The 24041-nt window shown below is 69.5% G+C and carries 25 protein-coding genes and 1 pseudogene; 10 read left to right on the forward strand and 16 right to left on the reverse strand.

Features of this window, described 5'->3' with window-relative positions; translation table 11 throughout:
* Positions 1 to 59: 59 nt before the first annotated feature.
* From ACIA8E_RS33645 to ACIA8E_RS33655, 3 genes are all read left to right on the forward strand, one after another.
* Entirely contained in the window at positions 60 to 1547 is a 1488-nt protein-coding gene (locus ACIA8E_RS33645) for an MFS transporter (RefSeq protein ID WP_399303885.1), read from the forward strand.
* Positions 1548 to 1626: 79 nt separating this feature from the next.
* The gene (locus ACIA8E_RS33650; protein ID WP_399303887.1) at positions 1627 to 2130 is read left to right on the forward strand and encodes a TIGR03618 family F420-dependent PPOX class oxidoreductase; all 504 of its coding nucleotides are present in this window, start codon (positions 1627 to 1629) and stop codon (positions 2128 to 2130) included.
* Between the two features lie 70 nt (positions 2131 to 2200).
* On the forward strand, positions 2201 to 2428 hold the full coding sequence (locus tag ACIA8E_RS33655; RefSeq protein WP_371794495.1) for a hypothetical protein: 228 nt from the start codon (positions 2201 to 2203) through the stop codon (positions 2426 to 2428).
* A gap of 171 nt (positions 2429 to 2599) precedes the next feature.
* On the opposite strand, the gene ACIA8E_RS33660 is transcribed toward ACIA8E_RS33655, so the two are convergent.
* Positions 2600 to 3673 (reverse strand): enoyl-CoA hydratase/isomerase family protein, encoded by a 1074-nt coding sequence (locus ACIA8E_RS33660; RefSeq protein ID WP_399303890.1) that lies wholly within the window; start codon positions 3671 to 3673, stop codon positions 2600 to 2602.
* A 265-nt stretch (positions 3674 to 3938) separates the two neighbouring features.
* Between ACIA8E_RS33660 and ACIA8E_RS33665 the strand changes: the two genes are divergently transcribed.
* On the forward strand, positions 3939 to 6143 hold the full coding sequence (locus ACIA8E_RS33665) for a SpoIIE family protein phosphatase (RefSeq protein WP_399303892.1): 2205 nt from the start codon (positions 3939 to 3941) through the stop codon (positions 6141 to 6143).
* Between the two features lie 97 nt (positions 6144 to 6240).
* Here ACIA8E_RS33665 and ACIA8E_RS33670 read toward each other — a convergent pair whose 3' ends face one another.
* The 6 genes from ACIA8E_RS33670 to ACIA8E_RS33695 all read right to left on the reverse strand — a co-directional run bounded on the left by ACIA8E_RS33670 (position 6241) and on the right by ACIA8E_RS33695 (position 10608).
* A complete protein-coding gene (locus ACIA8E_RS33670; protein ID WP_399303894.1) occupies positions 6241 to 6864 on the reverse strand; it encodes an LAETG motif-containing sortase-dependent surface protein in 624 nt (207 codons plus the stop codon).
* Between the two features lie 288 nt (positions 6865 to 7152).
* Positions 7153 to 7641 carry a GNAT family N-acetyltransferase gene (locus tag ACIA8E_RS33675; RefSeq protein ID WP_399303896.1) on the reverse strand — a complete coding sequence of 163 codons (489 nt, stop codon included), beginning with the start codon at positions 7639 to 7641 and terminating at the stop codon, positions 7153 to 7155.
* Positions 7642 to 7680: 39 nt separating this feature from the next.
* A complete protein-coding gene (locus ACIA8E_RS33680; protein ID WP_399303898.1) occupies positions 7681 to 8277 on the reverse strand; it encodes a sugar O-acetyltransferase in 597 nt (198 codons plus the stop codon).
* Between the two features lie 46 nt (positions 8278 to 8323).
* Positions 8324 to 9292, reverse strand: coding sequence for a DUF6397 family protein (locus tag ACIA8E_RS33685; RefSeq protein ID WP_399303900.1), 969 nt, complete (start codon positions 9290 to 9292; stop codon positions 8324 to 8326).
* A gap of 137 nt (positions 9293 to 9429) precedes the next feature.
* Positions 9430 to 9843 carry a roadblock/LC7 domain-containing protein gene (locus ACIA8E_RS33690; RefSeq protein WP_399303902.1) on the reverse strand — a complete coding sequence of 138 codons (414 nt, stop codon included), beginning with the start codon at positions 9841 to 9843 and terminating at the stop codon, positions 9430 to 9432.
* A 126-nt stretch (positions 9844 to 9969) separates the two neighbouring features.
* Entirely contained in the window at positions 9970 to 10608 is a 639-nt protein-coding gene (locus ACIA8E_RS33695) for a GTP-binding protein (protein ID WP_399303904.1), read from the reverse strand.
* 335 nt (positions 10609 to 10943) lie between these two features.
* Between ACIA8E_RS33695 and ACIA8E_RS33700 the strand changes: the two genes are divergently transcribed.
* Together ACIA8E_RS33700 and ACIA8E_RS33705 are read left to right on the forward strand one after the other, a co-directional pair.
* Positions 10944 to 11309, forward strand: a complete 366-nt coding sequence (locus ACIA8E_RS33700) for an ArsR/SmtB family transcription factor (protein WP_399303906.1) — start codon at positions 10944 to 10946, stop codon at positions 11307 to 11309.
* A gap of 208 nt (positions 11310 to 11517) precedes the next feature.
* A complete protein-coding gene (locus tag ACIA8E_RS33705; RefSeq protein WP_399303908.1) occupies positions 11518 to 12012 on the forward strand; it encodes a GNAT family N-acetyltransferase in 495 nt (164 codons plus the stop codon).
* A gap of 39 nt (positions 12013 to 12051) precedes the next feature.
* Here the strand turns inward: ACIA8E_RS33705 and ACIA8E_RS33710 are convergent, their stop codons facing one another.
* Positions 12052 to 13545 (reverse strand): LCP family protein, encoded by a 1494-nt coding sequence (locus ACIA8E_RS33710; protein ID WP_399303910.1) that lies wholly within the window; start codon positions 13543 to 13545, stop codon positions 12052 to 12054.
* Between ACIA8E_RS33710 and ACIA8E_RS33715 the strand changes: the two genes are divergently transcribed.
* The gene (locus ACIA8E_RS33715) at positions 13478 to 13852 is read left to right on the forward strand and encodes a twin-arginine translocase TatA/TatE family subunit (RefSeq protein ID WP_399303912.1); all 375 of its coding nucleotides are present in this window, start codon (positions 13478 to 13480) and stop codon (positions 13850 to 13852) included. The genes ACIA8E_RS33710 and ACIA8E_RS33715 overlap by 68 nt on opposite strands.
* A gap of 256 nt (positions 13853 to 14108) precedes the next feature.
* Here the strand turns inward: ACIA8E_RS33715 and ACIA8E_RS33720 are convergent, their stop codons facing one another.
* The 4 genes from ACIA8E_RS33720 to ACIA8E_RS33735 are packed head-to-tail and all read right to left on the reverse strand — an operon-like array spanning position 14109 to position 18579.
* Complete coding sequence (locus tag ACIA8E_RS33720; protein WP_399303914.1) at positions 14109 to 14549, reverse strand: DUF742 domain-containing protein; 441 nt, start codon at positions 14547 to 14549, stop codon at positions 14109 to 14111.
* 16 nt (positions 14550 to 14565) lie between these two features.
* Complete coding sequence (locus ACIA8E_RS33725) at positions 14566 to 15003, reverse strand: roadblock/LC7 domain-containing protein (protein WP_399303916.1); 438 nt, start codon at positions 15001 to 15003, stop codon at positions 14566 to 14568.
* Positions 15000 to 17657, reverse strand: a complete 2658-nt coding sequence (locus ACIA8E_RS33730) for a nitrate- and nitrite sensing domain-containing protein (RefSeq protein WP_399303918.1) — start codon at positions 17655 to 17657, stop codon at positions 15000 to 15002. The genes ACIA8E_RS33725 and ACIA8E_RS33730 overlap by 4 nt, the downstream gene beginning before the upstream one ends.
* A 52-nt stretch (positions 17658 to 17709) precedes the next feature.
* A complete protein-coding gene (locus ACIA8E_RS33735) occupies positions 17710 to 18579 on the reverse strand; it encodes an MHYT domain-containing protein (protein WP_399303920.1) in 870 nt (289 codons plus the stop codon).
* 171 nt (positions 18580 to 18750) lie between these two features.
* Between ACIA8E_RS33735 and ACIA8E_RS33740 the strand changes: the two genes are divergently transcribed.
* Positions 18751 to 19350, forward strand: a complete 600-nt coding sequence (locus ACIA8E_RS33740) for a class I SAM-dependent methyltransferase (protein WP_399303922.1) — start codon at positions 18751 to 18753, stop codon at positions 19348 to 19350.
* A 37-nt stretch (positions 19351 to 19387) separates the two neighbouring features.
* Here the strand turns inward: ACIA8E_RS33740 and ACIA8E_RS33745 are convergent.
* A pseudogene (locus tag ACIA8E_RS33745) lies at positions 19388 to 20222 on the reverse strand (oxygenase MpaB family protein).
* Positions 20223 to 20401: 179 nt separating this feature from the next.
* Between ACIA8E_RS33745 and ACIA8E_RS33750 the strand changes: the two are divergent.
* Both ACIA8E_RS33750 and ACIA8E_RS33755 read left to right on the forward strand, forming a co-directional pair.
* A complete protein-coding gene (locus ACIA8E_RS33750) occupies positions 20402 to 20710 on the forward strand; it encodes a hypothetical protein (protein ID WP_399303924.1) in 309 nt (102 codons plus the stop codon).
* Positions 20711 to 20805: 95 nt separating this feature from the next.
* Positions 20806 to 21798: a hypothetical protein gene (locus tag ACIA8E_RS33755; RefSeq protein WP_399303926.1), complete on the forward strand. Its 993-nt coding sequence runs from the start codon at positions 20806 to 20808 to the stop codon at positions 21796 to 21798.
* A 68-nt stretch (positions 21799 to 21866) separates the two neighbouring features.
* Here ACIA8E_RS33755 and ACIA8E_RS33760 read toward each other — a convergent pair whose 3' ends face one another.
* The 3 genes from ACIA8E_RS33760 to ACIA8E_RS33770 form a co-directional block, all read right to left on the reverse strand.
* A complete protein-coding gene (locus tag ACIA8E_RS33760; RefSeq protein WP_399303928.1) occupies positions 21867 to 22409 on the reverse strand; it encodes an MOSC domain-containing protein in 543 nt (180 codons plus the stop codon).
* 37 nt (positions 22410 to 22446) lie between these two features.
* Complete coding sequence (locus ACIA8E_RS33765; protein WP_030978605.1) at positions 22447 to 22629, reverse strand: hypothetical protein; 183 nt, start codon at positions 22627 to 22629, stop codon at positions 22447 to 22449.
* Positions 22630 to 22795: 166 nt separating this feature from the next.
* Complete coding sequence (locus tag ACIA8E_RS33770; protein ID WP_399303930.1) at positions 22796 to 23911, reverse strand: fatty acid desaturase family protein; 1116 nt, start codon at positions 23909 to 23911, stop codon at positions 22796 to 22798.
* Positions 23912 to 24041 lie beyond the last annotated feature (130 nt).

The raw sequence follows: 24041 nt of genomic DNA on the forward strand, positions 1-24041 counted from the left end.
CTGCAAGAAAACCATCTGCTAACTTCTCTCCTGTCACCTCATCCGACAGGAGAGACCGCATGTCCGCTCCTTCTGCTCGCCTCGCACCCGCCGCTTCGTCCACGACACCTGCGCCCACAACCCGCTCCCGCCGGTTGACCCTCGGGGTGATCGCGACGGGGATGCTCATGATCATCCTCGACGGCTCCATCGTCACCGTGGCCATGCCGGCCATCCAGAACGACCTGGGGTTCACCCCGGCCGGACTGAGCTGGGTCGTCAACGCCTACCTGATCGCGTTCGGCAGCCTGCTGCTGCTCGCAGGACGGCTCGGCGACCTGCTCGGCCGCAAGCGCATGTTCCTGGCGGGCACCGCGGTGTTCACCGTCGCATCACTGCTGGCGGGCCTCGCCACCACGCCCGCGCTGCTCATCGCCGCCCGGTTCCTGCAGGGCATCGGCGGCGCGATGGCGTCCGCCGTCGGCCTGGGCATCCTCGTGACGCTCTTCACCGAGCCCCGGGAACGCGCCCGCGCAATCGCCGTGTTCAGCTTCACCGGTGCGGCCGGTGCGTCGATCGGTCAAGTCCTCGGCGGGGTCCTCACCGACGCCCTCAGCTGGCACTGGATCTTCTTCATCAACCTGCCGATCGGGCTCGCGGCCCTCACCGTCGCCGTGCCCGTACTGCCCGCCGACCGCGGTCTCGGCCTCCGCGCCGGAGCCGACGTCATCGGCGCGCTCCTGGTCACCGTGGGGCTGATGCTGGCGATCTACACCGTCGTCAAGGTCGAGGAGTACGGCTGGACATCGGCGCACACCCTCGGCCTGGGCGCTGCGGCCGCCGTCCTGCTCGGCGCGTTCATCGCACGCCAGACCGGCGCCGGAACTCCGCTCATGCCTCTGCGGATCCTGAGGTCGCGCGCGGTCGCGGGTGCCAACCTGGTCCAACTCCTCATGGTCGCCGCACTGTTCTCGTTCCAGATTCTGGTCGCCCTCTATCTGCAGAAGGTCCTCGGTTACGGTTCCGCGCGGACCGGAATCGCCATGCTTCCGGCAGCGGCCGTCATCGGCGTGGTGTCCCTCGCCGTCTCGGCCCGTCTCAATGCGCGCTTCGGCGAGCGACGCGTACTGCTGGCGGGACTCGTGCTGCTGGTCGGGGTGCTGGGGCTGCTGGCGCGCGTACCCGTCCATGCCCACTACCTCACCGATCTGCTTCCGGTGATGCTGCTCGCGGCCGGCTTCGGCCTCGCGCTCCCGGCGTTGACCACGCTCGGCATGTCCGACGCGAAGCCCGATGACGCCGGGCTCGCGTCCGGACTGTTCAACACCACCCAGCAGATCGGCATGGCCGTGGGCATCGCACTGCTGTCCACGCTGGCGGCCTCCCGGACCGACGAGCTGCTCGCGGACGGACAGGGCCGGGCTGCGGCTCTGACAGGCGGCTACCACCTGGCGTTCATGGTCGGCGCCGGTTTCCTCGTCGCCGCCTTCGTCGTAGCGCTCGCGGTTCTGCGCCCGCACCGTCCGAAGCCCGTCATCACCCCGGAGAGAAACGCCGCGACTCTCTGACCCACCTCTTGCACTCCCCTCCCCTCCCCTCCCCTCCCCTCCCCTTCGTTCACGACCACTACCGACGAAAGGCCGCCTCATGAACGCGAACACGGAAGATAAGGCGAAGGACGAGCAGCAGCCGGGCGCCGGGCCCGCACCCCGCGTGCTCACCGATGACGAGCTGTCACGACTTCTGCGCGATCAGCAGTTCGGAGTGCTCTCCTTCGTCAGGCGCAGCGGTCACCCGCATCTGTCCACGGTGCTGTACGACTGGCATCCCGTGGAGCGCGTTGTACGCATCTCCGCCACGGCGGACCGCCTGAAGGTGCGCCGGCTGCGAAACGCACCGCGGGCCGCCCTGCATGTACAGGGGCCGGACGTCTTCTCGTTCGCCGTCGCCGAGGGCGATGCGGAGGTCTCGGAGGAGACGACCGTTCCGGGTGACGCGACCGGCCGTGAACTGCTCGCCATGACACCGGGGTTCGAGGACAAGGAGGAAGAGGCCGCGTTCCTGGAACAGGTCGTGGCAGACCGGCGCGTGGTGATCCGCATTCGGGTCTCCCGTCTCTACGGAACGGCCCTGGACGTCCCCGCAGAGTAGTTCTGAACCGCGTTGTCAGACCCATGAGAGATGCTTGATGGTCCGACACCTCTGACCAGGAGATGCTGAAATGCACAATGACGAGCTCGCTGCGGCCCAGGCCTACGTCCGGTTACTGGAAGCGACTCGGGCAGCTCTCGCGGACCAGGACCAGGCGCCGCTGTACCTGTCGCTGCTCGCCTCCCCTATGGCCGAGGCCGACGGCGCGTTGCGGCGTGCGGGGCTCTGCGGCAACGAGGCCAGATTCTTCGATCTCGTAAGGTCCCTTCAGCCGAGCATGTCCGGAAGCGGTCACTGACCAGCACGACGGGTGGGCAGGCTGCCAAGCCGGCGGAGACAGTGCCGCGGCGAGCGGTTCGTCTGTCGATGTCGGGCTGCGGTCCTCCTGCGCCGACCGTGGCTGCGGCTTCACGGCACGAGCCGATGCCCTCACGACGTGAGCCCGTGCCCTCGCGCCCCGCCTCGTGCTTCAGCCCGTGGCCGAGGCATCGCGGGCAAGGCCGAGTTCGCGACCTCCCAACGGCTCGAAGAAGCGCGCCACGTCCGCCGAGCCGACCTGGGCGAGCCGGGCCGGGCTCCACTGCGGGTTGCGGTCCTTGTCGATGATCTGGGCGCGCACGCCCTCCACCAGATCGGGCCTGGTGAAGGCGGCGCAGGAGACGCGGAACTCCTGGTCGAGCACCGCTTCCAGGCTGCCGAGGCGCCGTGCGCCGCGTACCGAGGCGAGGGTCACCTTGAGTGCGGTGGGCGACTTGGCGAGAATCGTTTCGGCGGTCTCCTTCGCGGCGGGTACGCCGCTGTTCTGGAGCCGGTCGACGATCTCCTCGACCGAGTCCGCCGCGTAGCAGGCGTCGATCCAGTCGCGGTGCGCGGCCAGTTCACCGGCGGGCGGGGCCGTGGCGTAGCGCCGCACAGTCGCCACGACCTCGGCAGGCGTTTCGCTCCCGGCGAGCTCCTGGGTGAGCTCCGCCAGGTGCTCGGACGGGACGAAGTGGTCGGCAAGGCCGCACAGCAGCGCATCGCCCGCGCCGACCGCGTCCCCGGTGAGCGCCAGGTGGGTGCCGAGCTCACCGGGTGCGGAGGCGAGGAGGTGGGTTCCCCCGACGTCGGGCACAAAGCCGATACCGGTCTCCGGCATGGCGACGCGTGAGCGTTCCGTGACGATACGGACGCTGCTGTGGGCCGATACCCCGACGCCGCCGCCCATCACGATGCCGTCCATGAGTGCGACGTACGGCTTGGGGAAGCGGGCGATACGGGCGTTGAGCCGGTACTCGTCGCGCCAGAAGTCCACCGATGTGCTGCCGCCGGCTCGGGCGTCCTCGTAGATGGCGCGGATATCGCCCCCGGCGCACAGACCGCGCTCCCCTGCCCCACTGAGCAGTACCGCAGCGACCGAGTCGTCGCGTTCCGCCGCGGCGAGGGCTTCGTCGATGCGGAGCACCATGGTGTGGGTCAGCGCGTTGATCGCCCGGGGCCGGTTGAGCGTGATGTGCCGGATGCGGCCCTCGGTGTGCAGCAGGACGGGGTCTTCGTTGTTCATGAGTGCGCTCCGGTCAGCCCCTGTGCCGTACCGTCCGCCGGTCACGGACGATCTTCTGCTGTTCATTGTGCGTGGTGGGCGGTGGGGTGGGGCAGCAGGGGCTGCCGAGGGCCGGGAGGAGAGGGCGGTAAGGGGCGTCCGAGGCGCCGGGGGTGTTGTCCGCTGTGGCAGTCATCTGCGACCGGTTCGACAATTGAGGCGTATACGAGTACCGCACACAGGCCGCACTGCCCGCCAGTCCCGCCGGACGATCTCCGGAGCAGGAATGACCGACAATGACCGGAAGCCAGACTCCGACGATTCCCCCCGCGTGCAGCTCGACCGGCGCCACAACGGCGAGACGGGGACGGCGGAGCGGCTTGCGCTGAACCGCACGGGCAGCTTCGAGTGGGACCTGGACGCGCGGACGCTGGACATCGACGTGGCCGGCCTGCTGGTCTTCGGGGTGGACCCGGACAACTTCACCCCTCGCCCGGGGGCCCTGCTCGAGCGGCTCGAACCGGTGGAGCGGACCCGGCTGGAACTCGCGGCCGACGAGGCCATCCACGGCGGCCGCAACTCGTACAGCATCCACTTCCAGGTCCCGCTCGACGACGGCACGCACCAGTGGACCCATATCCAGGCGCGGGTCCTGCGCAGCGACGACGGACGGGCGCACCGGATCATCGGAGTCGTACGGGATGCGACGGCGGAGATCACCCATTCGGCCTTCGTGCTGGACCTGGAGAAGCGCCGCCAGCGCCAGACCAGCATCGTTGAACGCACAACAAGCGCAATGGCGCGCGCGGTGACCGTGGACGACGTGACCGCCGCGCTCACCGGCCCGGGCGGACTCGCCAGGCTCGGCGCCGACGGGCTCGCACTCGCGCTGGTGGAGAACACCGTGCTCAACGTCATCGCGCTGAGCGGCGAAGCTCCGGAGGCGATAACCGAGATCGCGGCCAGGAATCTCGACCCTCGCTTCCCCCTGGCCGATACCATCCTCAGTGGCCGGCCACGGTTCGCGACCTCGGTAGGCGCACTCACCAGGCGCTACCCGGCGCTGGAGCCGTACGCGGACCAGCTGAGGTTCCGCGCCGCAGCGTATCTTCCACTCATCGCACAGGCGCGTACGCTGGGCGGGCTTGCGCTCTTCTACCACGAGCGCACGGCCTTCAACGCCGACGAGCGCAATCTGTGTCTGGGGCTCGCGGCCATCGTGTCCCAGTCGCTGCAGCGCGCGACCCTCTTCGACGAGGAGCGCGAATTCGCCACGGGGCTGCAGTCAGCGATGCTTCCCCGGCAGATCCAGGAGATCAAGGGCGGCGAAATCGCCGTGCGCTACCACGCTGCGTGGAGCGGGCGGCAGGTCGGCGGCGACTGGTACGACGTGATCCCGCTGCCCAAGAACCGGTTCGGCATCGTGGTGGGGGACGTGGAGGGCCACGACACCCACGCCGCCGCCATCATGGGCCAGCTGCGAATCGCCCTGCGCGCGTACGCCGCCGAGGGGCACCCGCCGGCCACGGTGCTGGCTCGGGCCTCGCGGTTCCTCGCCGAACTGGACACGGATCGATTCGCCACGTGTACGTACGCGCAGGTCGATCTCGCATCGGGGACCGTGCGCATGGTCCGCGCCGGACACTTCGGTCCGCTGATCCGGCATACGGACGGCCGGATCGGCCTTCCACAGGTACGGGGCGGGCTGCCGCTGGGGATCTCCACCGCCTTCGAGGACGAGGAGTTCCCGGAGACCCGTCTCGACCTGGTGCCCGGCGAAACGCTCGTCCTGTACACCGATGGCCTCGTGGAGGAGCCGGGAGCCGACATCGATGCGGGTGTCCGTGCGCTGGTCCACGAGGTGCGCGCCGGTCCCACGCGCGCGCAGGCGCTGGCCGACCATCTGTCGGACCGGCTCTGGGAGCGCTGGGGCGCGGGGGACGATGTCGCTCTGCTGGTGCTGCGGCGCAGTCCGGATCCGGGGTCGCCGCGAGCGCCGCGATTGCACCAGTACATCCATCAGGCGGATCCCGAGGGGCTCTCCGAAGCCAGGGCGATGGTGCGCCAGGCCCTGGACGACTGGAACCTGGCCGAATTCGCCGACGACGCCGAACTGATCACCGGTGAGCTGCTGGTGAACGTGCTGCTGCACACGGACGGCGGAGCGGTGCTCACGCTGGAGGTCCTTCCGAAACCCGTCCGGCGGGTGCGGCTGTCGGTGCAGGACCGTTCCAGTGCCTGGCCGAGGCGGCGAACTCCCGGCGAAACAGCGACATCGGGACGCGGCCTGTTGCTCCTCGATGCCATCGCCATCCGCTGGGGTATCGAGTCGCGCGGCGAAGGAAAGGCCGTCTGGTGCGAGATCGGACCGTCGGCACCATCCGCCTCCGCTGCCCGGTTCCGGAAGTCGACCCGGTCTGCGGAACCCGGTGCGCCCGTGAAGCCGCCCGGCCCTGAGGAGTCCGCGGACCCTTCTGAAGGCCCGAGTTGAGGGGCGCGCCGCCACGCGTGGCGTGATGCGGCACGCCCCTCGCCCCAAGGTCCGTGGCGCGGTCCCGCGCTACGGACCAGCGGACCACTGAGCTATGTCAGTGCTGTGCGGTGCGACGCTTGCGCACGGACCACATGATGCCGCCACCGGCCAGCAGCACGGCAACAGCCGCACCACCGATGATGGGGGTGGCCGACGACGAACCCGTCTCGGCCAGGTCGGAGCTGGGGCTCGGCGAAGCCGCGGCGGGCGCGGTCTCCGGGGAGCTCTCGCTCGGGGTGGCGCTCGGGGTGGGCGCCGCCGTGGTCGGCTTCTCGGCCGGCTTCGACTCGGACTCCGTCGGCGTGGGCTTCGGGGTGTTGTCCGCACACACCGGCGCCGTCTTGGTCTCGTCCTTCGAGAACTGGTCGCCGTCACCGGCCTTGACGACCAGGTGGACCGTCAGTTCCTTGTCGTGCTGAGGCAGCTCGAGCTTCTTGTGGAACTCCCTGCCGAACGTCTCGGTGGGCAGGAGGTCCTTGCCGTCGACGGAGACGGTCACCTGGTTGGTGACGCCACCGTTGTAGGCGGTCAGGTCAAGGCTCACATCAGTACAGGTCACGGCCCAGGTGGGGGTGTGAGCTGCGGCCGGTCCGGCGCAGAGGACCGCGCCCGTCAGGCCGGCAACCGCAACGGCCGCGTACGTCCCCGCGGCACGCCACGATCTCCTGGGTATGGTCATGGAATTCTTCCTCCACATGTTTCATCGCCCGAATGGCGGTGGAGCGCACAGTACTGCCCCCCATAACCGTTCGCGCAACCGACCCATGCACCACGCGAGGTCACAACTGTCACCACATCACCTCGGGTTGGTACATGCCGGACACTCCCCTGGCGCCGCGGCCCGTCGAGCTGTGGAGCGAAGTGAGCGTAGGGCGCCGGACGACCGTTCCGCCGACCCGCGAGCAGCCCGGGGAGCAGCCAGGGGATCAGCAGCCCTGCCGACAGTCCGAAAAGCGGGCCTCACGCGTCAGAGCGCGCGATGCATGATGTGCAGTCCGACGAACCCGCGCTTCGGGTGGTTGAACCCTTCGGGCAGCGTCCCCAGGATCTCGAACCCGAGTGAGCGGTAGAGCCGCACCGCGTAGTGGTTGGTCTCCACGACGGCATTGAACTGCATCGCCCGGAACCCTGCTGAGCGGGCCCACTCCACCGTGTACATGCACAGCGCCCGGCCCACTCCCTGACCCGAGTGCTCGGGGTCGACCATGTAGCTGGCGCTGGCGATGTGCTTGCCGTTACCCATGTGGTTGTTGTTCATCTTCGCCGTACCGAGGACGGTCCCGTCGTCATCGACCGCGACGACCGTACGGTTCGGCTCCTTCAGCAGCCACCAGTCGCGGGCGTCGTCCTCGCCCAAGTCGAGCGGGTAGGTGAACGTCTCGCCGGCGGCAACGATTTCGTGGAAGAACGGCCAGATGGCGGGCCAGTCCTCGGTGGTGGCTTCCCTGATCAGCATGAGGACACAATGCCGCTGCGGAGCGCCCTTCGCGAATCGTTATGCGTCACGCCCGACAGACGCTCGCTCCCCTTCTCCCGGGTCGAGACTACGAATGACTCGGGCGGGGCTGCCCACCGCCAGCACTCCCGACGGCAGGTCCTTGGTCACGACGGATCCTGCACCGACGACGGTATTCGCCCCGATGGTCACGCCGGGACAGACGATCACCCCGCCGCCGAGCCATACGTTGTCCCCGATCGTCACGGGGTCCGCCTTCTCCCAGCCCGCACGGCGGCGCTCGGTGTCCAACTCATGGCTGGGGGTGAGAAGCTGCACGTTCGGGCCGATTTGTACATCGGCACCGATCGCGATGGGCGCCGCATCGAGAAAGACCGCTCCGAAGTTGATGAACGTACGCGGGCCGATGGTGATACGAGAGCCGTAATCACAGTAGAACGGCGCACGAATATTGGCATCCGCGCCCAACGCGCCGAGCAGCTCCTCCAGGATCTTCCGCCGTTCGCCGGGTGTTGCCTGCGCCGCGGTGTTGTAGGCCTCGCAGAGTTCGATACGCCGCTCGGTGTCCGCGCGCAGCTCGCGATCGTCCGCGATGTACCAGTCGCCGGCCAGCATCCGCCTCTTGTTCTCCCCCACGACTCACCTCTCTCCTTGCGTAGCCATCGTGTCCGTCGTGTCCGGTTCATTCAACGGTCTTCGCCGGCAGCCCGTTCCCAGCCGCCCTGCGCCCTGCGACTCGCCTTCGCAGACCGAGTCGGGCGAGCAGTCCGGGTACGGCATCGAGCAGGGGCTCAGTACCGGGATCCGAGAGGGAGACGGGAACGGGAACGGGCCGATGGTCGTCTCCCGGACGCGGAGCCTGTCGCGACGCCCGTGCGCCGTCCAGCTCCATGATCAGATTGATCCTCCGCCAGAGGATCTCGTCCGGATCGTCGGCTTGCATCAGCTGCGCCATGACCTCCCGAGCGGCAACGGATCCCGGCGGCCCGAAGACCGGCTCGGGCCGGACCTTGGCGAGGTAGGCGCGCTCGTACGGATCGTCGACCACCTCCGCGAGCTGCACCGGATCCAGCGCCCCGGCGAGCACCGCCGCGCGCCGCCAGGGATCCTCCGTCCGGCTCAGCAGCCGCTCGATCCGTTGTGCGCGCCAGTTGCGCGCCCGCCAGTCGGTACCTGCGTCCAGCCGCGCCCTCATCCAGACCGGGCTGTTCCCGGCCAGCAATTGAGGAGCCCGGGCCGCGAACCCGATGACTTCCTGGGCGAGATAGAGCCAGACAACCGCTCGATACCGATTTAGATAGAACGTGACCGGCGTGATGCATCCAGCCCGGGCCAGTCTGGTGAACCGGACCGGACTGATGCCGAGCAGGCGTGCCCCTTCCGCCGTGCCCACCGTACGAACCCGCTCGCGCACCGCGTCCGGGAAGCCGGCCTCCGACCGGAGCCGGTCGATCTCGTCGCGCCCCGCCCTGGGCCTGCCGCCGACCTGCTCCGCCGTGGTGCGCACGATGCCCAGGTGCACCGCGAGTTCGAATTCACCGCGCTTCAGACCCAGTTCCTGCGCCGCTCGTCCCGCAGCCACCGTCCCGTCGGCGGCAGCGGCCGCCTCGGCGCACGGCACCTCTGTACGCGCTGCTTCCGTAACAGCCATGGTCGTCCTCCCCCGTGAGGTCCTGCGAGTTCCGTAACTCTCTGTGATCAGGGTATCTCGAGAGGAAGACCTTCGCCCGGCCTGTGGACAACTCTCACGGCCGGGCGAAAAGTGCAGGTCGGATGGGCTCCGTAGGGTCAGATCCGGTTGACTCCTCCATGGCCGCCCTGGCGTGCGGTGACGCCGAGATGTTCTCCGACCTTGTTCACGAGCAGCGTCATCTCGTACGCGACCTGACCGACGTCGGCCTCGGCCGCGGTCAGCACGCACAGACAGCTGCCGTCTCCGGCGGCAGTCACGAAGAGGAGTGCCTCGTCGAACTCCACCATCGTCTGCCTGGCCTTCCCTGCTTGGAAGTGCCGTCCGGAGCCACGGGCGAGGCTGTGCAGCCCCGACGAGACCGCGGCGAGATGCTCCGCGTCCTCCCGTACCAGCCCCGTACTCGCTCCTGTCACCAGGCCGTCGTTCGAGAGCACCAGGGCGTGCCGTATGTGCTCGACGCGGCCGGTGAGATCGTCAAGGAGCCAGTCAAGTCCCCTGTCCAGCGCCATTTCCCCGCTCCTCCCCGCTCATGCGTTCCCCGCACGTGTCCCCGTTCCCACATTGCGCGTAAGCCTTGCGCACAGCTCACGTACGAGCAAGCGCCCCCCTGCATCCGCAACGTCGCACAGGAAGGGTCAGCCCACCGAGTCGAGGAGCCGCGCCGTGTGCATCCGGCCGGCGTACTCGACCATGCGGATGAGGACTTCCTTGCCCGAGTCGCGGTCGCGTGCGTCGCATAGCACGACCGGTGTCCCCAGGTCGAGATCGAGGGCGCGGGACACTTCGCGCTCGCCGTAGGCGCGAGCTCCCGCGAAACAGTTGACGGCCACGACGAACGGGATCCTGCGATGCTCGAAGTAGTCGACGGCCGGGAAACAGTCTTCGAGCCGCCTGGTGTCGGCGAGCACAACCGCGCCGAGGGCCCCTTGGGATAGTTCGTCCCAAAGGAACCAGAACCGGTCCTGCCCCGGTGTGCCGAAGAGATACAACGAGAGGCCGGACCGGATGGTGATGCGCCCGAAATCCATGGCCACGGTCGTGGTGGTCTTCTGATCCACCCCGTCGGTGTCGTCGACCGACTGTCCGGCCTCGCTGAGGAGTTCCTCCGTGCGCAGCGGCCGGATCTCACTGACCGCACCGACGAGAGTCGTCTTACCGACCCCGAAGCCTCCGGCGACCAATATCTTCAGCGCGAGAGCGTCGGTCTCCGCGGCTGGTTGAGCCGCTCCCTCGACCGTCTCTCCGCCCGTTCTGTCAGCGTCCTCGGAAGGCATCGATCACTTCTCTCACCCGTGAGCCTCAAGATGGAAAAGCCCGGATCGGAGCCATCTTGACGGGCTCGGTTCGGTATCTGTGGGCTGCGGTACGGGTGACAGCATGGCAAGCAGTGGCCCCACCCCGAGCAACGTGATCGGATTTTGACCGGAGTGGCCGGACAGAGACCACTCGGTGCTCGTATGAGATCACTGTTTGAGCCGAATTGGAGCCTGGTTCCGGCCAGACCCGAACCCGGCGCGGTTGCGCGGTCGGGCCCGGGGTCCTCACGTCCGGCGCCTGCACTGGTCGCTTCGGTCGTGGGGAGACGGTCCGGGCGGACAGGAGAGCAAGAGTGTCGACACGTGTCGGCGGCGGCTTCGACGATCCGTCCGCGGAGGTGCTGGCGGAGGCGGCCGCAGCCTTCGGACTGCTGGCGACGCCGGCGCGGCTGTACATCCTCTGGGCGCTGTCTCAGGGTGAGAGTGACATGACCGGCCTTGCGGAGCCGGTGGGCGGCACGCTGCCGTCGGTGAGCCAGCATCTGACGAAACTGAAATTGGCCGGTCTCGTGCGATCGCGGCGCGAGGGCCGCCGTCAGGTGTATCTGGTGGACGATCCTGACGTGGTGACGGTCGTACGCGTGATGGTCGGCCAGCTCGCAGCACGGGGCGGACACGCGCCCGCGCAGCGCGTACACCTCCGTGACCTCGGCGTCTGAAAGCAGCGCAGCCGCAGGATCCGGCCGCACCGGCGGCGGTGACTCCCGCTCTCCGGCGCAGGGGCGCCTCCTCCGCGGTACTCATGGACGCAACGTTCGGTGTCCTGCTGCCGCCGCTCGAATTCCTGTTGCTCGGCATGGTGCTCGCGCTGTACGCGTATGGGCATAGCGCGTCCCGTAACCACTGCCCACAGAACCGGAGATGCTCATGAGCCTGCAGCACATCGATGTCTGCGTGCGTCGCGCGACCCTCGACGATGTGCCCGCTCTGGTGCGGATGCGAGCGCTGATGCTGTCGGACATGGGAATGCGCACTGGTGACGCCGACACGCCGTGGCGTGCGGCATCGGCGCTGTGGTTCTCCGAGCGCCTGCTGTTGCCGGACGAGTTCGCCGCGTTCCTGGTCGTCGAGCCCGAGCTCGGCGTCGTCGCGAGTGCGGTCGGTGCGTGCGATGTGCACGCGCCCAGCCCGGCCAATCCCAGCGGACTGCACGGGCACGTCTCCAATGTCAGCACCGATCCGCGCCGTCGACGCCGCGGGTATGCCAGGGCGTGCCTCGACGCATTGCTCACCTGGTTCCGCGAGGAGACCCCGGTCACGGTCGTCAATCTCAATGCGACCGGGGACGGCGCCGGTCTCTACGAGTCGTTCGGCTTCGCGGCGCCTCGGCACCCTGCGCTGCAGCTCCGTACGGGGGTGTGACCGCCCGTAGTTCCGCAAGGGTCGAAGGGACCGGGCCGGTCAGCCGTAGGAGAGGTCGGAGCACAGGTCTTCGTCGGCCGACCGGACTCCGCCGCCAGCGGTGGACGCAGCCGCACCGGGTGTCGTGGACGTGGCGGGCGACGGATTCTGTGCGTACGAGCTGCCCAGGATCACTCGGATGCCCGGGGTGTCCGAGGCCGTGGTCCGCGCCCCGGTGAAGAGTCGCGCGGTGGTCTCCGCCTCGCCCCGGAGGCCCAGCCCGTATTCGATGACGGTCGACGTGTGGTCCTGGGTGCTCGCGGTCGCCGTGACGGTGACGGTGAAGCCGTGGGCGCGCAGGACTTCAGCAGTGCGGGCGGCGAGTCCGGTGATGGTGGTGCCGTTGTAGACGGCCAGGCTGATGCCTGTACCGGAGACCGCGGCCGGAGCGGCGGGAGACGGTGACGCCTCACCCGAACCCGTGCCGCCACGACCGCTCTCGCCCTTGCCGCCGGCACCCTGGTCGTCGATCGCCCGGTCGGCCTTGAGCGCCGCCCACAGCGCGTCGGCGTCGGGCTCGACGATCGCGACGCGCGCGCCCTCGTAACGCCAAGGGACGGTGACGAACTTGGTGTTGTGGAGATCGATGTTCTTCATCGACATGGCGAACGACAGCAGCCGGTCGGCTGATCCGAGGCCGGGGTCGACGGTCATCGCGTCGATGGCCGCGTTGGCGAGCGGCAACAGGGTGGTGGGGTTCATGCCCCGGGACTTGACCTTCTTGATGAGGGAGCCGATGAATGCCTGCTGGCGTTTGATCCGTCCGATGTCGGAGCCGTCGCCGATGCCGTGCCGGATCCGGACGTAGTCGAGCGCGCGCTGCCCGGAGACGGTCTGCGGGCCCTTGGCGAATACCAAGTTGCCTCGCGTGGGCCGGTTCGGACTGAGGTCGCGCTCGTAGACGTCCTGCGGGAGGCAGACAGGGACTCCGCCGACGGCCGACGTCAGGGCGGCGAAACCGGAGAAGTCGACCACGATGGTGTGGTCGACGCGCAGGCCCGTGAGCTGCTCCACGGTGTTCTGGGTGCAGGCCGGGTTTCCCTCAGCGGTGTCCCCCACCGAGAACGCCCCGTTGAACATGACATGGTTCTGCGGTGCGGTCCAGGAGCCGTCGGGCGTCTTGCACGCGGGGATGTCGACGAGGGAGTCACGCGGAATGGACACGGCGACCGCGTGCCTGTGATCGCCGTACACATGGAGCAGGAACGCGGTGTCGGAGCGGCCCACGGTGCCTTTGCCGCCGCCCAGCTTGCTGTTGGCGCCGGAGCGTGAATCCGATCCGATGACGAGGACATTCTGCCCGTTCGACGAGGAGGGCGGCCGGTCGCCGGAGATCCCGTCCGCGCTGAAGGTGTCGATCTGGCCGGTCAGCTTGAGGTAGCCCCAGCCGACGCCCGCGACGAGCAGGACGAGGAACGACAGCCCCATGGTCGTGGTGCGCCGCAGCCGACTGCCCCGTTGTAAGCCCGCCGCCACCTTGTGGCTGCCCGTCATCGGTCACCTCGCCCGTCCGGCTTTCCGCCTCCACGGAGGAAGACGTACGCCCCCGCCCCGAAGTTGCACAGTTGCGCAATCCAACAAGTGTCGCCGTGCAAGTGGATCAACGGATCCGCCCGCAGGCGTCCGTATCCGCCGGCTCCGGAACATCGGAAGGAAGGGCGGATCAGACGTGCTGTGCAACGGCCTTGAACTCTGGCACCTCTTGATTGTCGCGGTTGTGCTCGTCGCGCTCTCCGGATCGGAGAAACTGCCGGACTTGGCCCGCATGCGGGGCAAGTCCATGCGGATCCTGAAAGTGTGACGCAAAGGCCATTAGCGAGGATGAATCATAGTGAGCCGGGCACGCGGTATCACGCCCGGGCCGGCCGTGGTGACGGTCTCCCCGGACTGGGACGTGTGGACGAAAGGTGAGGGCGAGGGCTTCCGGGGAGCTGTGCCGGCACGGGGCGGAGTGGAAATTCCGCACAGTGGGCCAGGGTTACGCGCAAGGCCCTGCCGGTGTCCCGTCCGACTCCGGCGTCGATGCCAGGTCTCTCGGGCCGCCGGCCGGAGCTGTTTCAGAGCGCCCGCAGTCCGTTGATCACCTCGCGAAGGATCCGCTCGTCGGGCAGTTGTGCGGGCGGCACGGGTCGACTGACCCGCACATAGCCAGCTTCGAGCAGATCCCCGAGGAGTACGCGGACGACACCGACGGGCAGGTCGGCGTCGGCGGCGAGTTCCGCGACGGACTGGGTCTCGGATCGGCACAGGGCGAGCAGGGCGCGGTGTTCGGGGCCCAGCAGGCACTCCTCGGAGCTGTCCGGTGCACTGTCGGCGACGGCGACGAGTGCGATCAGATCGAAGTGCGCCCCGTTGGGGCCCGGTTCGGTCCGTCCGCCCGTCATGGCGTACGGGCGGACCAGGGGCCCGGCTTCGGCGTCGTACCACTGGCTGCCCGGCAGTTCGGGCGGGTCAGGGAGGCGCTGGGAGCCTCCCTGACCCTTGCTGGTCAGGTCCACTGCTGTCTCCGCCCTCTCAGCCGGCCGGGGACGGGGGTGCGGTGAGCCGCGGCGGGGTACGCAGGTGCTCGCCGACCCGTTTGACGAGGCGGGCCATCTCATAGGCGACCAGGCCGATATCGGCGAAGGCCGTGCTCAGTACGGCAAGGCAGGAGCCGTCCCCCGCAGCAGCCACGAACAGGAAGCCGTCATCCATCTCGACCATCGTCTGGCGGACGTCCCCGGCCTGGAAGTGCCGTCCGGCGCCCTTCGCGAGGCTATGGAAACCGGAGGCCACCGCCGCCAGGTGCTCGGCGTCCTCGCGGCTGAGCGCGCTGGAGGCGCCCACCGCCAGACCGTCGTTGGAGAGCACCACGGCGTGCCGGACTTCGCCGACCCGCGCCACCAGATCGTCCAGCAGCCAGTCGAGTTCGCCCGAGCGCCGGTGCACCTCGGTCCTCTCGTTCGCGATCATGCGTGGTCTCCTTCGCTGCCGGGGCGGGGGCGGGGTTCGGTGATGTTCCGGCGGGGTGCGGGCGTGCCGGGGGCGGTGCCGCCGCCACGTACCCAGCCGTTGCGGTAGGCGGTCATCCGGTCCCTGGCCTGCTCCGGGGTGCGCTCCACCGGGGTGTCCGCGCCACTCCCGTCCTCGCGTCGGACCGGTTCGGGGCGGGGCTCCTCGCGCAGTTGCGGCACGAGGCTGGCCTGCCGGACGCGACGGGGCAGTGTGCCGTCGTCTTCGGCGCTGCCGCTCTCGCTCCGGGGCGTCGGCCTGACCTCGCTCCTGCCCTCTGCCCCGTCCTCGTCCGTTCTGCGGGCACGCGGGCGCAGCGAGGTGACTCCGGCCGTGGGAGTCGTCCTGGATTCGAGGGCGTGCACCGGGGCCGGGGCGGGGAACGCCGTGGCCTGGGGGCGCACCGCACGCGGGCCCGGTCCGGGTCCGAACGGCACACGGTCACCGTCACCGTCGCCGTCGTGTCGGCGCTCGACCGTCGCCTTCTCCGGAGCGGCCGCTTCCTCGCCCGCCGGAAGCGCGCCCTGCAGCAGTGCAGTCGGCAGCAGGACCACCGCGGTCGTTCCGCCGTACGGGGAGGTGCGCAGCTTGACCTTGATGTGGTGCCGGACCGAGAGCCTGCTGACGACGAACAGGCCGAGCCGGTCGCTGTCGAAGAGGTCGAGGGCCTCCGCCTGCTCGATGCGCCGGTTGGCCTCGCCGAGGAGTTCGTTGCCCATGCCGAGTCCGCGGTCCTCGATCTCCAGGGCGTAGCCGTTGCCGACAGGCTCGCCGCTGATCCGCACCTTGGTGTGCGGCGGTGAGAACTGGGCGGCGTTCTCCACGAGTTCGGCGAGGAGGTGGGTGAGGTCGGCGACCGCCGTGCCCTTGACCGCGGCGTCGGGCAGTTGCCGTACCTCCACCCGGGCATAGTCCTCGATCTCGGATACGGCCGCGCGTACGACGTTGGTCAGCGGTACGGGCATCCGCCATGCGCGCCCGGGGGCCGCGCCGGACAGGATGATCAGGCTCTCCGCATGCCGCCGCATCCGGGTGGTGAGGTGGTCGAGGCGGAACAGGTTGCTCAGTTCGTCGGGGTCGTCGGCGCGGCGCTCCATGCTGTCGAGGAGGTTGAGCTGGCGGTGGACCAGCACCTGGCTGCGGCGGGCGAGGTTGACGAAGACGCCCGAGATGCCGTCGGCCAGTTCGGCTCGTTCGACGGCGGCGGTGAGGGCGGCCCGGTGCACAGTGCCGAGGGCCTCGCCGACCTGTCCGATCTCGTCGTGGGTGGCCAGGCCGGGTGGGGCTTCGGCCTGGATGTCGAGGGTCTCGCCGGCCCGGAGTCGCTGCATGGCGCGGGGCAGTTTGCGGCGGGCGATCTCCAGTGCGCTGTTACGGAGACTGACGAGCTCCACGACGAGCGCGCGGCCGATGCGTACGGAGATGACCAGCGAGGCGGCCACGGCGACGCAACCGAAGAGCACGGCCGCTCCGGACGGACTGAGCAGGCCGCGGGTCAGCGGGTCCGTGCGGTCCGCGGCACGTTCCGCGGCACGGGTGTCGATGGTGCGCAGCTCACTCCGTACGCTCGCGGCGGCCGTTTCCCAGTCGGCGGTGTTCACCGCCCGTGCGGCTTCCTGTCCGGGCGATGCCACCAGCACCTGATCCTCGGCCGCCTCGATCCAGCGGTATGCGGTCCGGGCCGTGAACTTCTGCCAGGTGAGGCGTTCGGCGGCCGGCAGATCGGCGCCCGCGGTCTCGATGAGGTTCCTGCGGGTCTCCATCGCTCCGGTGAACTGCACCAGTCGGTGACCGTCGAGGCTCTTGGTGAGGCCGGCCGTGGCGAGCAGGGCGTCCTCGCGGGCCAGCATCTCGTCGGCGCGGGCCAGTTCGAGCAGGACCCGTGCATCGGATCCGAGCGCGTCGTCCTGGATTCCGGTCAGGGCGCCGGTGACGGCGAAACCCGCGGTGACGGCCCGGGTGTACTGCTCGAAGACCGCGTTCTCGTCGCGCTCCTGCTTCCCGTCCCGGTCCCGGTCGCCCGCCGTGCGCAGTTCGTGGGTGCGGTCGAGGAACCGGTCGAGCCGGTCGGCGACGCCAGTCGGAAGGCTGCCCGTGTCGGCGATGGTGTGCTGTTTGTCGAGTCGCAGGGCGGCGAGCGCGGTGTCGGTGCGGCCGGCCTGCTGTTCCAGGGCGGCGGCGCGGGCACTGCTAGGGGCGACGGTCTGGAGCAGTGCAGCTCTGCGTTCGGCCTGGAGTGCGGCGACAGCGGTCGATATCGGGGCCCGGACCTCTTTGTCGACCCGCTGCAGCTGCCGTAGCTGTGCCACCTCCTGGGCGGTGTTGACCGTGGCGAAACCCCACAGGGCGAGCAGCGAGACGACGGGCACCATCAGAAGCGAGATGATCTTCGCGCGTACGGTCCTCGGCCGCAGTGTCCAGCGTCCACGTGGCCCGGACGTGTCCTGCGTCAGCAGCAGCCGCACGTCGTGCTCGGCGCCCTCGTCGGCCGGCGGTCCCGCGTGCGCGCGTCGTCCGCGCGCCGCGGGCGGGGGCGAGGAGTCGGGCGAGGGCTGGGCGCTGGGCCGTGCGGCGGCCGTCGTGCCGGGGTCCGGGGTCGTGCGGGGTGGGCGCATGGCCTCCTCGTTCCGGGTGTGGAGCTGGGCAGGAGTGAAAGGGGCACAGGCGTCAGGGCGTGGCCGCGGACGAGGGGTCGTGGCCGCGCGGGTCACGCCGTGTGTGGGGATCGCGTCCACGTTGCGCGGATCGTGCCGGGGCCAGGGCGTCCGCTTCGGCGGGCTCCGCACTGCGCCCGGCGGAGACGTACGCGGCACGCTCGCGGGCCGTCGGCGAGAGGGCGACGAACGCCGACGTCAGGAAGAGGTACGAGCCGAGTCCGACGGCCAGGGGGAAGATGAACTGCATCGTCGATGCCCCGGGGAGTTCCACGTCGGAGGCGGTCACGCGGACGCCGACGGCCATCATGCCCGTGTAGTGCATGCTGCTGACCGCCGCGCCCATGACGAGCGAGGCGAGGGCGACGGCACGCGGTGACTTGATGTTCAGCGCCGCCCACAGGGCCGCCGTCGCGGCGACGACGGCGATGACGACGGAGAGTGCGACCCGCAACGGGTCGTAGTGGATCGTGCCGTGCAGCCGCAGTGCCGCCATGCCCAGGTAGTGCATGCTGGCGACGCCGAGTCCGGTGCCGAATCCTCCGACGAGCAGCGCCCTGGTGCGGTCACGGCTGTAGCCGACAGCGAAGACCCCGCATCCGACCACCACCATGGCGCCGAGCAGGCTGAGCAGGGTCAGAGGCACGTTGTAGCGGATGTCGGTTCCGGACACGCCGAAGCCGAGCATCGCGACGAAGTGCATCGTCCAGATGCCGGTGCCGAGGGCGGATGCGGCCGCGATCAGCCAGTTGCGGCGCGAACGGCCGCTCGTGTCGAGTGCGCGCACGGTGCAGCTCAGTCCGAGCGCCGAGCCAATCACTGCCATCGCGTACGACAGCGCAGGTGTCAGCCAGCCGAAGGTGGCGTGGTCCAGGTGTCCCATGAATTGGGGACGCTAGTCGCGATGGGGGCGCACGCCTGGGGCGCATTTCGAAAGCTGCCGGAATATGACAGAGAGATGTCCCCGAACGATCGCACAGTGCTCGAACATGCGCACCGATTCCCGTGGGTTCGTTCCATTTCGCTCCGGCGGCCGCTACGCGATCATGTCCGTATGGCCGATCACCACACACATGTCCAGGACTTCTTCACCGCCCGCGCCGCGGACTGGGACACCCGATTCCCCGACGACGCTCCCGCCTATGCGGCCGCCGTCGAAGCACTCGGGCTGCGCCCCGGCGACGCCGTGCTCGACGCGGGATGCGGTACGGGACGCGCTCTGCCCGCACTGCGCAACGCCGTCGGGCCACAGGGCACGGTTCTGGGTGCGGATCTCACCCCGGCGATGCTCCAGGCGGCGGTACGGGCCGGACGCGACCGGAGCGGTCGGCTGCTGCTCGCCGATGTGGCCCGGCTGCCGCTGCGGAACGTCTCGCTCGACGCAGTGTTCGGTGCCGGGCTCATCTCCCACCTGTCACATCCCGGGCCGGACCTGGCCGAGCTGGCGCGCGTCGTCCGGCCCGGCGGGCAGCTGGCGCTGTTCCACCCGATCGGCCGGGCCGCACTCGCGGCGCGCCACGGCCGCCGGATCACGGACGACGATCTGCGGGCCCAGCCCAACCTCCGGCCGACGCTCGCACGTTCGGGCTGGCGGCTGGACTCGTACACCGATGAGGATGCCCGATTCCTCGCGCTGGCCGTGCGGGCGGACTGACCGGCGGGCGGGCCGAGCGGGCGCGGGTCTTCCGGATCTACTCGGCCGGAGCGCCGGACCGCCGGTTGCGCGGGACCGGGCAGCCACCCGTGCCGGGGGTCGGGAACGTACCGAGCCCGGCGATCTCGTAGCCGTCCGGGTATCCCTTGATCTCCGGGTTCCGGCGCGCGTAGTGCGCGGTGGAGCGGGGCAGCAGCAGTCGCACGGCCCGCGCCCGCAACCGCAGCGCGCCGCGAGTGAGACCACGGGCGACGGGGCCTGGACCTTCGTAGCGGAACGCCCGCAGCAGCGCATCGTCGAGGAGCGCCAGGCTCGCCTTGCGTAGGACGGGTGCGAGCGGGCCCGGATACCAGGAGGCCATCAGCGCCAGCGTGGCGTCGGAGACCTTGCGCGCGCCCTCGTCCCAGCCGAAGTGCTCGTCCTCGTACGCGTCGAGGGTGCGCTCGAACTCCTCGAACGTCCGAGGCACGCCCTTGATACCCATGTGGTCGCCCAGGGTGCGGTAGTAGACGGCGAACGCCTGCAGCTCGTGGTCGGAGAGCCGCCGCCAGCCGTACGTGTCGATCCAGCGCTTCGGGACGACGACGAACGTACACAGCACGAAGCGCATGTCGTCGTAGCTGCGATGCATCTGATTGATCCGGCGGATCGCCGTGCGCCCCGAATCGCTGTCGAAACCGTGCTCCACGACGGCGTCGAGGAGGAGCGCGGTGTCGTCGTACCGCTTCTGGGAACGGCCCGTCAGCTCTGCCGTCTCGGCGAGGAGTCGGCCGATGCTGGGGACGGCATATGTACGATAGAGGGCCAGTTCGAGGGCCCGAGTGATGTCCCAGGGGGAACTCGTAGGTGGCCGTGAGCCGGTAGATCTCCAGGAAGTCCCGTTACGGATCGAGACGCTGGATCTCCTTCAGCCGGTCGTATCGCTTCACCGCACGGTCCCCGTTCCTCGGTCGATGGTCCAACTCTATGTCGAGGGGGAAGACCGTAAGTACGTACGAAGGCAGCTTGCGTGCACGGCTCCCGTGCATGACTCCCCGGGAAGGCGGTCTCCATGATCGACATGTTCAGCAGTCTCCGGAAGGTGGTCTCTCCCGGCCGCAAGGGCGGGCTGCCCGCGCCACCGCGCGAGGAACACCGACGCAAGCAGCACAATCTGTTCGAAGCGGCCGCCACCTACGTCTCGGCGTGCGCGGAGGACGACCAGGACCGGATGGACGAGGTGAGCGGATGGGTATCGCCCGGAGCACTCTCCTTCGGGATCAATGAGCTGGCCTGCAGAGCCATCGTCGCGCTGGCGCGCGAGCGCGGTCAGTCGCCGCAGTCCGTGGCCCGCGACCTGCTCGGGCTTCCCGGTGAGTGAACGCCACCGTCCACTTGACCACGCACGATGGGTCTTCCCTTGTCAGGGCCTCGACGACCGCGTTACCCACTGGTTAAGGTGCGCCGACGGAAACCATGAGGGACGAGGAGAGTGCTGTGGCCGGGACGGACGACGCGGTCGCCGAGGAAGATGCACTGTATGTGCTGACCGCGGTGCTGCTCACACCCGCGCAGTTCCCGAGCGTGCTCGGTGACGACTACCCGGCGGCCTGCGGGGCGCTCGGCCTCGAGCCGTACGCCGAGGGCTATGGACTCGTCCTCGGCCAGGACGGCGACGGTGCCCGGTGGACCGTCGTCGTCGACGACGTGTCACTGGTCGCCGTCGCCATCGCCTCGTGGGACTGCGGCATGGAGTACGACCTCTCCCCCGACGACCGCTCAGTGGTCTGCGCGCTCCCTGGCTGGCCCCTCGCACTGGCGGTCGCCGCACCAGGGGTGCCCGCCCCCCATGACCCGCCGCCGGACCCCGAGGCCGAGGGCACCGATCTGCCTCCGCTGACCCCGCCCGACACCGAGACGTGGGGGCCTGCGCAGCGGCGGCTGGGCGCGGACGAGATCGCGTTGCAGTGGGCGGCGTGGCGCGACCAGATCGACGACGAGACGACGTTCGCGGGGTCGAACGGCCCGGATGCCGCGGACGGTACGGATGGCGGGGACACCGGGGGTGGCGCCGACGAACTGAGCGGCACCGACGATCCGGACGACGCCCGGGAGCCGGATGCCGGCGCCGCAGTGGACGCGGACTCGGCCGCCGGCGCGGCAGAGGAGACCTCGGCAGGCTCCACCGCGCTCTCCGGAACCCATCCCGGTGTGCGACGCGCTCTCGCGGAGGCCCATGCGTACGTGGACAGCCCGCCGCCGCCCGGACGCATCCGGTCCTCTTTCGCACCGGGCGACGCCCGGACCCTGCGCGCCGACGGACCCGGCTGGTCCCTGGTCGCGAGGACCGACGACATCGCGTTCGTCCTGCTGGACGAGGAACCCGGCGAGGTTCTGCCCGTGGGACGCGGGGCGGCGCTGCCCGGCTTGTTGAAGGCGCTCGACGCGCTCGCGGTGCGGCCGGCCTGAGCCGATGAGACTCAGGCCGGCGGGACGGTGACGAGGGCCCGCACGGGACGACCGGTGCGGCTCCCCCGCTACACGCGGTCCAGCGGCCGGTGCGGCTCGGCGGGCAGCTCCACCTTGACCGGATCGCCCGGCCGGACCGTTCCACCGGACGCGACGATGCCCATGATCCCGGCCTTGCGCACGATGTTGCCCGCTGCATCCCGGCCGACGACCTGCTTCAGCAGGCCGTCCTGGAAATGGTCGATCTGCAGGCACGGGTTGCGCAGGCCGGTGACCTCGACGACGGCTTCGTCACCGAGGTGCAACAGCGTGCCGACGGGGAGGCCGAGGAGATCGATGCCGCGCGTGGTGACGTTCTCCCCGAGATCCCCGGGAGCTACCTCGAAGCCCGCCTCCCGCAGCTCCCCGAACAGCTCCTCGTGGATCAGATGGACCTGGCGCAGATTCGGCTGGGTGGGGTCCTGCGCAACACGGGAACGGTGCTTGACCGTGACCCCCGCATGTACGTCCCCCTCCACACCGAGTCCGGCCAGCAGGGTCACGCTGTCCCTGTTCGGCTTGGTGAAGGTGTAGGTGCCGTTGCTGCTCACCTTGGTGACTGTCCCGCTCATCTACGAATACCCCCCCCCGTCCCGGCCACCCGTCTTCTCAGCGGCCGATTTCCTTGCGGGTGATCCTGCGGAGCCTGCGCCGCTGCGAGGGATCCAGCATCAGATAGGCCACCGCAGGCACTCCGATCAGCACCAACAGCGAGAGCCAGAATCCGATGAACGGCATCAGGACGACTGCCGCGACAACTCCCCCGATGGCGATCTTTGCGGTGTTCGACATCGTCCACTCCTTCTTCGCGGCGCAAGCCGCTTCTGCTGTGACAACGCCTGTGCGGGCCTGTCGGTTCCAGCTTGCACCCGCGGCCGTCCCGATGGGTTGCCCGAGCCGGTTGCCCGAGCCGGTTGCCCGAGTCGGCTGCCCCCAGTGGGCCACTCGCTGAACTGTCTCAGCGAGCCGTCTCGGCAGGTTGCCTCAGCGGTTCGCCGACTTCATGCATGTGCTGCAGCGCCTGACGGTAGGACTCGACCAGGCCGGTCTCCGCGTACGGCATGCCCAGCGACTCGCAGTGGGCTCGCACCAAGGGCTGCGCCCGGCGGAGGTGGGGGCGGGGCATGCTCGGGAACAGATGGTGTTCGATCTGGTAGTTGAGCCCGCCGAGGAACCAGTCGGTGAGGACGGCGCCGCGTACGTTGCGCGAGGTGAGGACCTGTCGTTGCAGATGCCCCCACCGGTCGCCGTCGGGGTCGGGCATCTTCATGCCTTTGTGGTTCGGTGCGAAGGCCATTCCCAGGTGGAGTCCGAACAGCGCGTGATGCACGAGCGCGAAGACGACGGCCTTGCCGGGTGACATGACGGTGAGCAGCAGCGTCGCGTAGAGGCCGAGGTGGGTGACGAGGAGCAGTGCCGACAGGACACGCTCGCGGGCGGGCTGCTGCCGCAGGTACTGGAAGCCGGAGATCTTGAGGGCGATGCCTTCGAGGAGCAGCATCGGAAAGAACAGCCGGGCCTGGTTACGGGTGAGCCGGCGGGCGAAGCCTTCGCGCTGGGCTGCCTGCTTCTGCGTCCAGACGAGGGCGCCGACGCCGACGTCCGGGTCCTTGTCGATGTGGTTGGGGTTGGCGTGGTGGCGTACGTGTTTATCGTTCCACCAGGCCTCGTTCATGCCGAGGAGCAGGTTGGCGTGGACGAGACCGATGAGCCGGCTCGCCCGTCGGTCGCCGGTTATCTGGGCGTGTCCGGCGTCGTGGCCGACGAACGCGGTACGGGACCAGAGGATCGCCAACGGCAGTGCGAGCAGCAGGGCCCACCAGGTGTTGCCGAGGAGTACCAGGCCGGTGAGCACGCCGCCCAGGGCGAGGAGGTTGGAGGCGATGACGGCTGCGTACCATCCGGTGCGCCGCTCCAGGAGTCCTTGCGACTTTACGGCCCGCAGGAGCGGCGCGAAGTCACTGCCGCCGATGCCTGCCGCGCGTACCCCGACGCCCGTGCTTCCGTCGGCGCTCTCCGTGCTTCCGGCACGGTCGCGGGGGTGGTCCGCGACCGTGGCTACGGCCTGGGGCATGTCGTCTCCGGTCTCTGGGAGGCATGGAAAGCTGCTCTGACCTGTTGAAACGTACGGGCTGGGGTCCTGCGGCAACCATGGCGCCACCACCCGGATTTTCGGGGGGTAGCCCCCTCCTGGGAGGGGGGTG

Source organism: Streptomyces sp. NPDC051664 (assembly GCF_044453545.1).
Classification (GTDB): Bacteria; Actinomycetota; Actinomycetes; order Streptomycetales; family Streptomycetaceae; genus Streptomyces.

Bases quoted from the DNA above. Each gene is read 5' to 3' on its own strand.
- ACIA8E_RS33655 (WP_371794495.1), top strand. From the start codon at position 2,201: ATGCACAATGACGAGCTCGCTGCGGCCCAGGCCTACGTCCGGTTACTG.
- ACIA8E_RS33690 (WP_399303902.1), bottom strand. From the start codon at position 9,843: ATGGCGCTGGACAGGGGACTTGACTGGCTCCTTGACGATCTCACCGGC.
- ACIA8E_RS33735 (WP_399303920.1), bottom strand. From the start codon at position 18,579: ATGGGACACCTGGACCACGCCACCTTCGGCTGGCTGACACCTGCGCTG.
- ACIA8E_RS33695 (WP_399303904.1), bottom strand. From the start codon at position 10,608: ATGCCTTCCGAGGACGCTGACAGAACGGGCGGAGAGACGGTCGAGGGA.
- ACIA8E_RS33730 (WP_399303918.1), bottom strand. From the start codon at position 17,657: ATGCGCCCACCCCGCACGACCCCGGACCCCGGCACGACGGCCGCCGCA.
- ACIA8E_RS33705 (WP_399303908.1), top strand. From the start codon at position 11,518: ATGAGCCTGCAGCACATCGATGTCTGCGTGCGTCGCGCGACCCTCGAC.
- ACIA8E_RS33710 (WP_399303910.1), bottom strand. From the start codon at position 13,545: ATGACGGGCAGCCACAAGGTGGCGGCGGGCTTACAACGGGGCAGTCGG.
- ACIA8E_RS33765 (WP_030978605.1), bottom strand. From the start codon at position 22,629: ATGTCGAACACCGCAAAGATCGCCATCGGGGGAGTTGTCGCGGCAGTC.
- ACIA8E_RS33740 (WP_399303922.1), top strand. From the start codon at position 18,751: ATGGCCGATCACCACACACATGTCCAGGACTTCTTCACCGCCCGCGCC.
- ACIA8E_RS33750 (WP_399303924.1), top strand. From the start codon at position 20,402: ATGATCGACATGTTCAGCAGTCTCCGGAAGGTGGTCTCTCCCGGCCGC.
- ACIA8E_RS33650 (WP_399303887.1), top strand. From the start codon at position 1,627: ATGAACGCGAACACGGAAGATAAGGCGAAGGACGAGCAGCAGCCGGGC.
- ACIA8E_RS33770 (WP_399303930.1), bottom strand. From the start codon at position 23,911: ATGCCCCAGGCCGTAGCCACGGTCGCGGACCACCCCCGCGACCGTGCC.
- ACIA8E_RS33715 (WP_399303912.1), top strand. From the start codon at position 13,478: ATGGTCGTGGTGCGCCGCAGCCGACTGCCCCGTTGTAAGCCCGCCGCC.
- ACIA8E_RS33760 (WP_399303928.1), bottom strand. From the start codon at position 22,409: ATGAGCGGGACAGTCACCAAGGTGAGCAGCAACGGCACCTACACCTTC.
- ACIA8E_RS33645 (WP_399303885.1), top strand. From the start codon at position 60: ATGTCCGCTCCTTCTGCTCGCCTCGCACCCGCCGCTTCGTCCACGACA.
- ACIA8E_RS33685 (WP_399303900.1), bottom strand. From the start codon at position 9,292: ATGGCTGTTACGGAAGCAGCGCGTACAGAGGTGCCGTGCGCCGAGGCG.
- ACIA8E_RS33670 (WP_399303894.1), bottom strand. From the start codon at position 6,864: ATGACCATACCCAGGAGATCGTGGCGTGCCGCGGGGACGTACGCGGCC.
- ACIA8E_RS33665 (WP_399303892.1), top strand. From the start codon at position 3,939: ATGACCGACAATGACCGGAAGCCAGACTCCGACGATTCCCCCCGCGTG.
- ACIA8E_RS33755 (WP_399303926.1), top strand. From the start codon at position 20,806: ATGAGGGACGAGGAGAGTGCTGTGGCCGGGACGGACGACGCGGTCGCC.
- ACIA8E_RS33725 (WP_399303916.1), bottom strand. From the start codon at position 15,003: ATGATCGCGAACGAGAGGACCGAGGTGCACCGGCGCTCGGGCGAACTC.
- ACIA8E_RS33660 (WP_399303890.1), bottom strand. From the start codon at position 3,673: ATGAACAACGAAGACCCCGTCCTGCTGCACACCGAGGGCCGCATCCGG.
- ACIA8E_RS33675 (WP_399303896.1), bottom strand. From the start codon at position 7,641: ATGCTGATCAGGGAAGCCACCACCGAGGACTGGCCCGCCATCTGGCCG.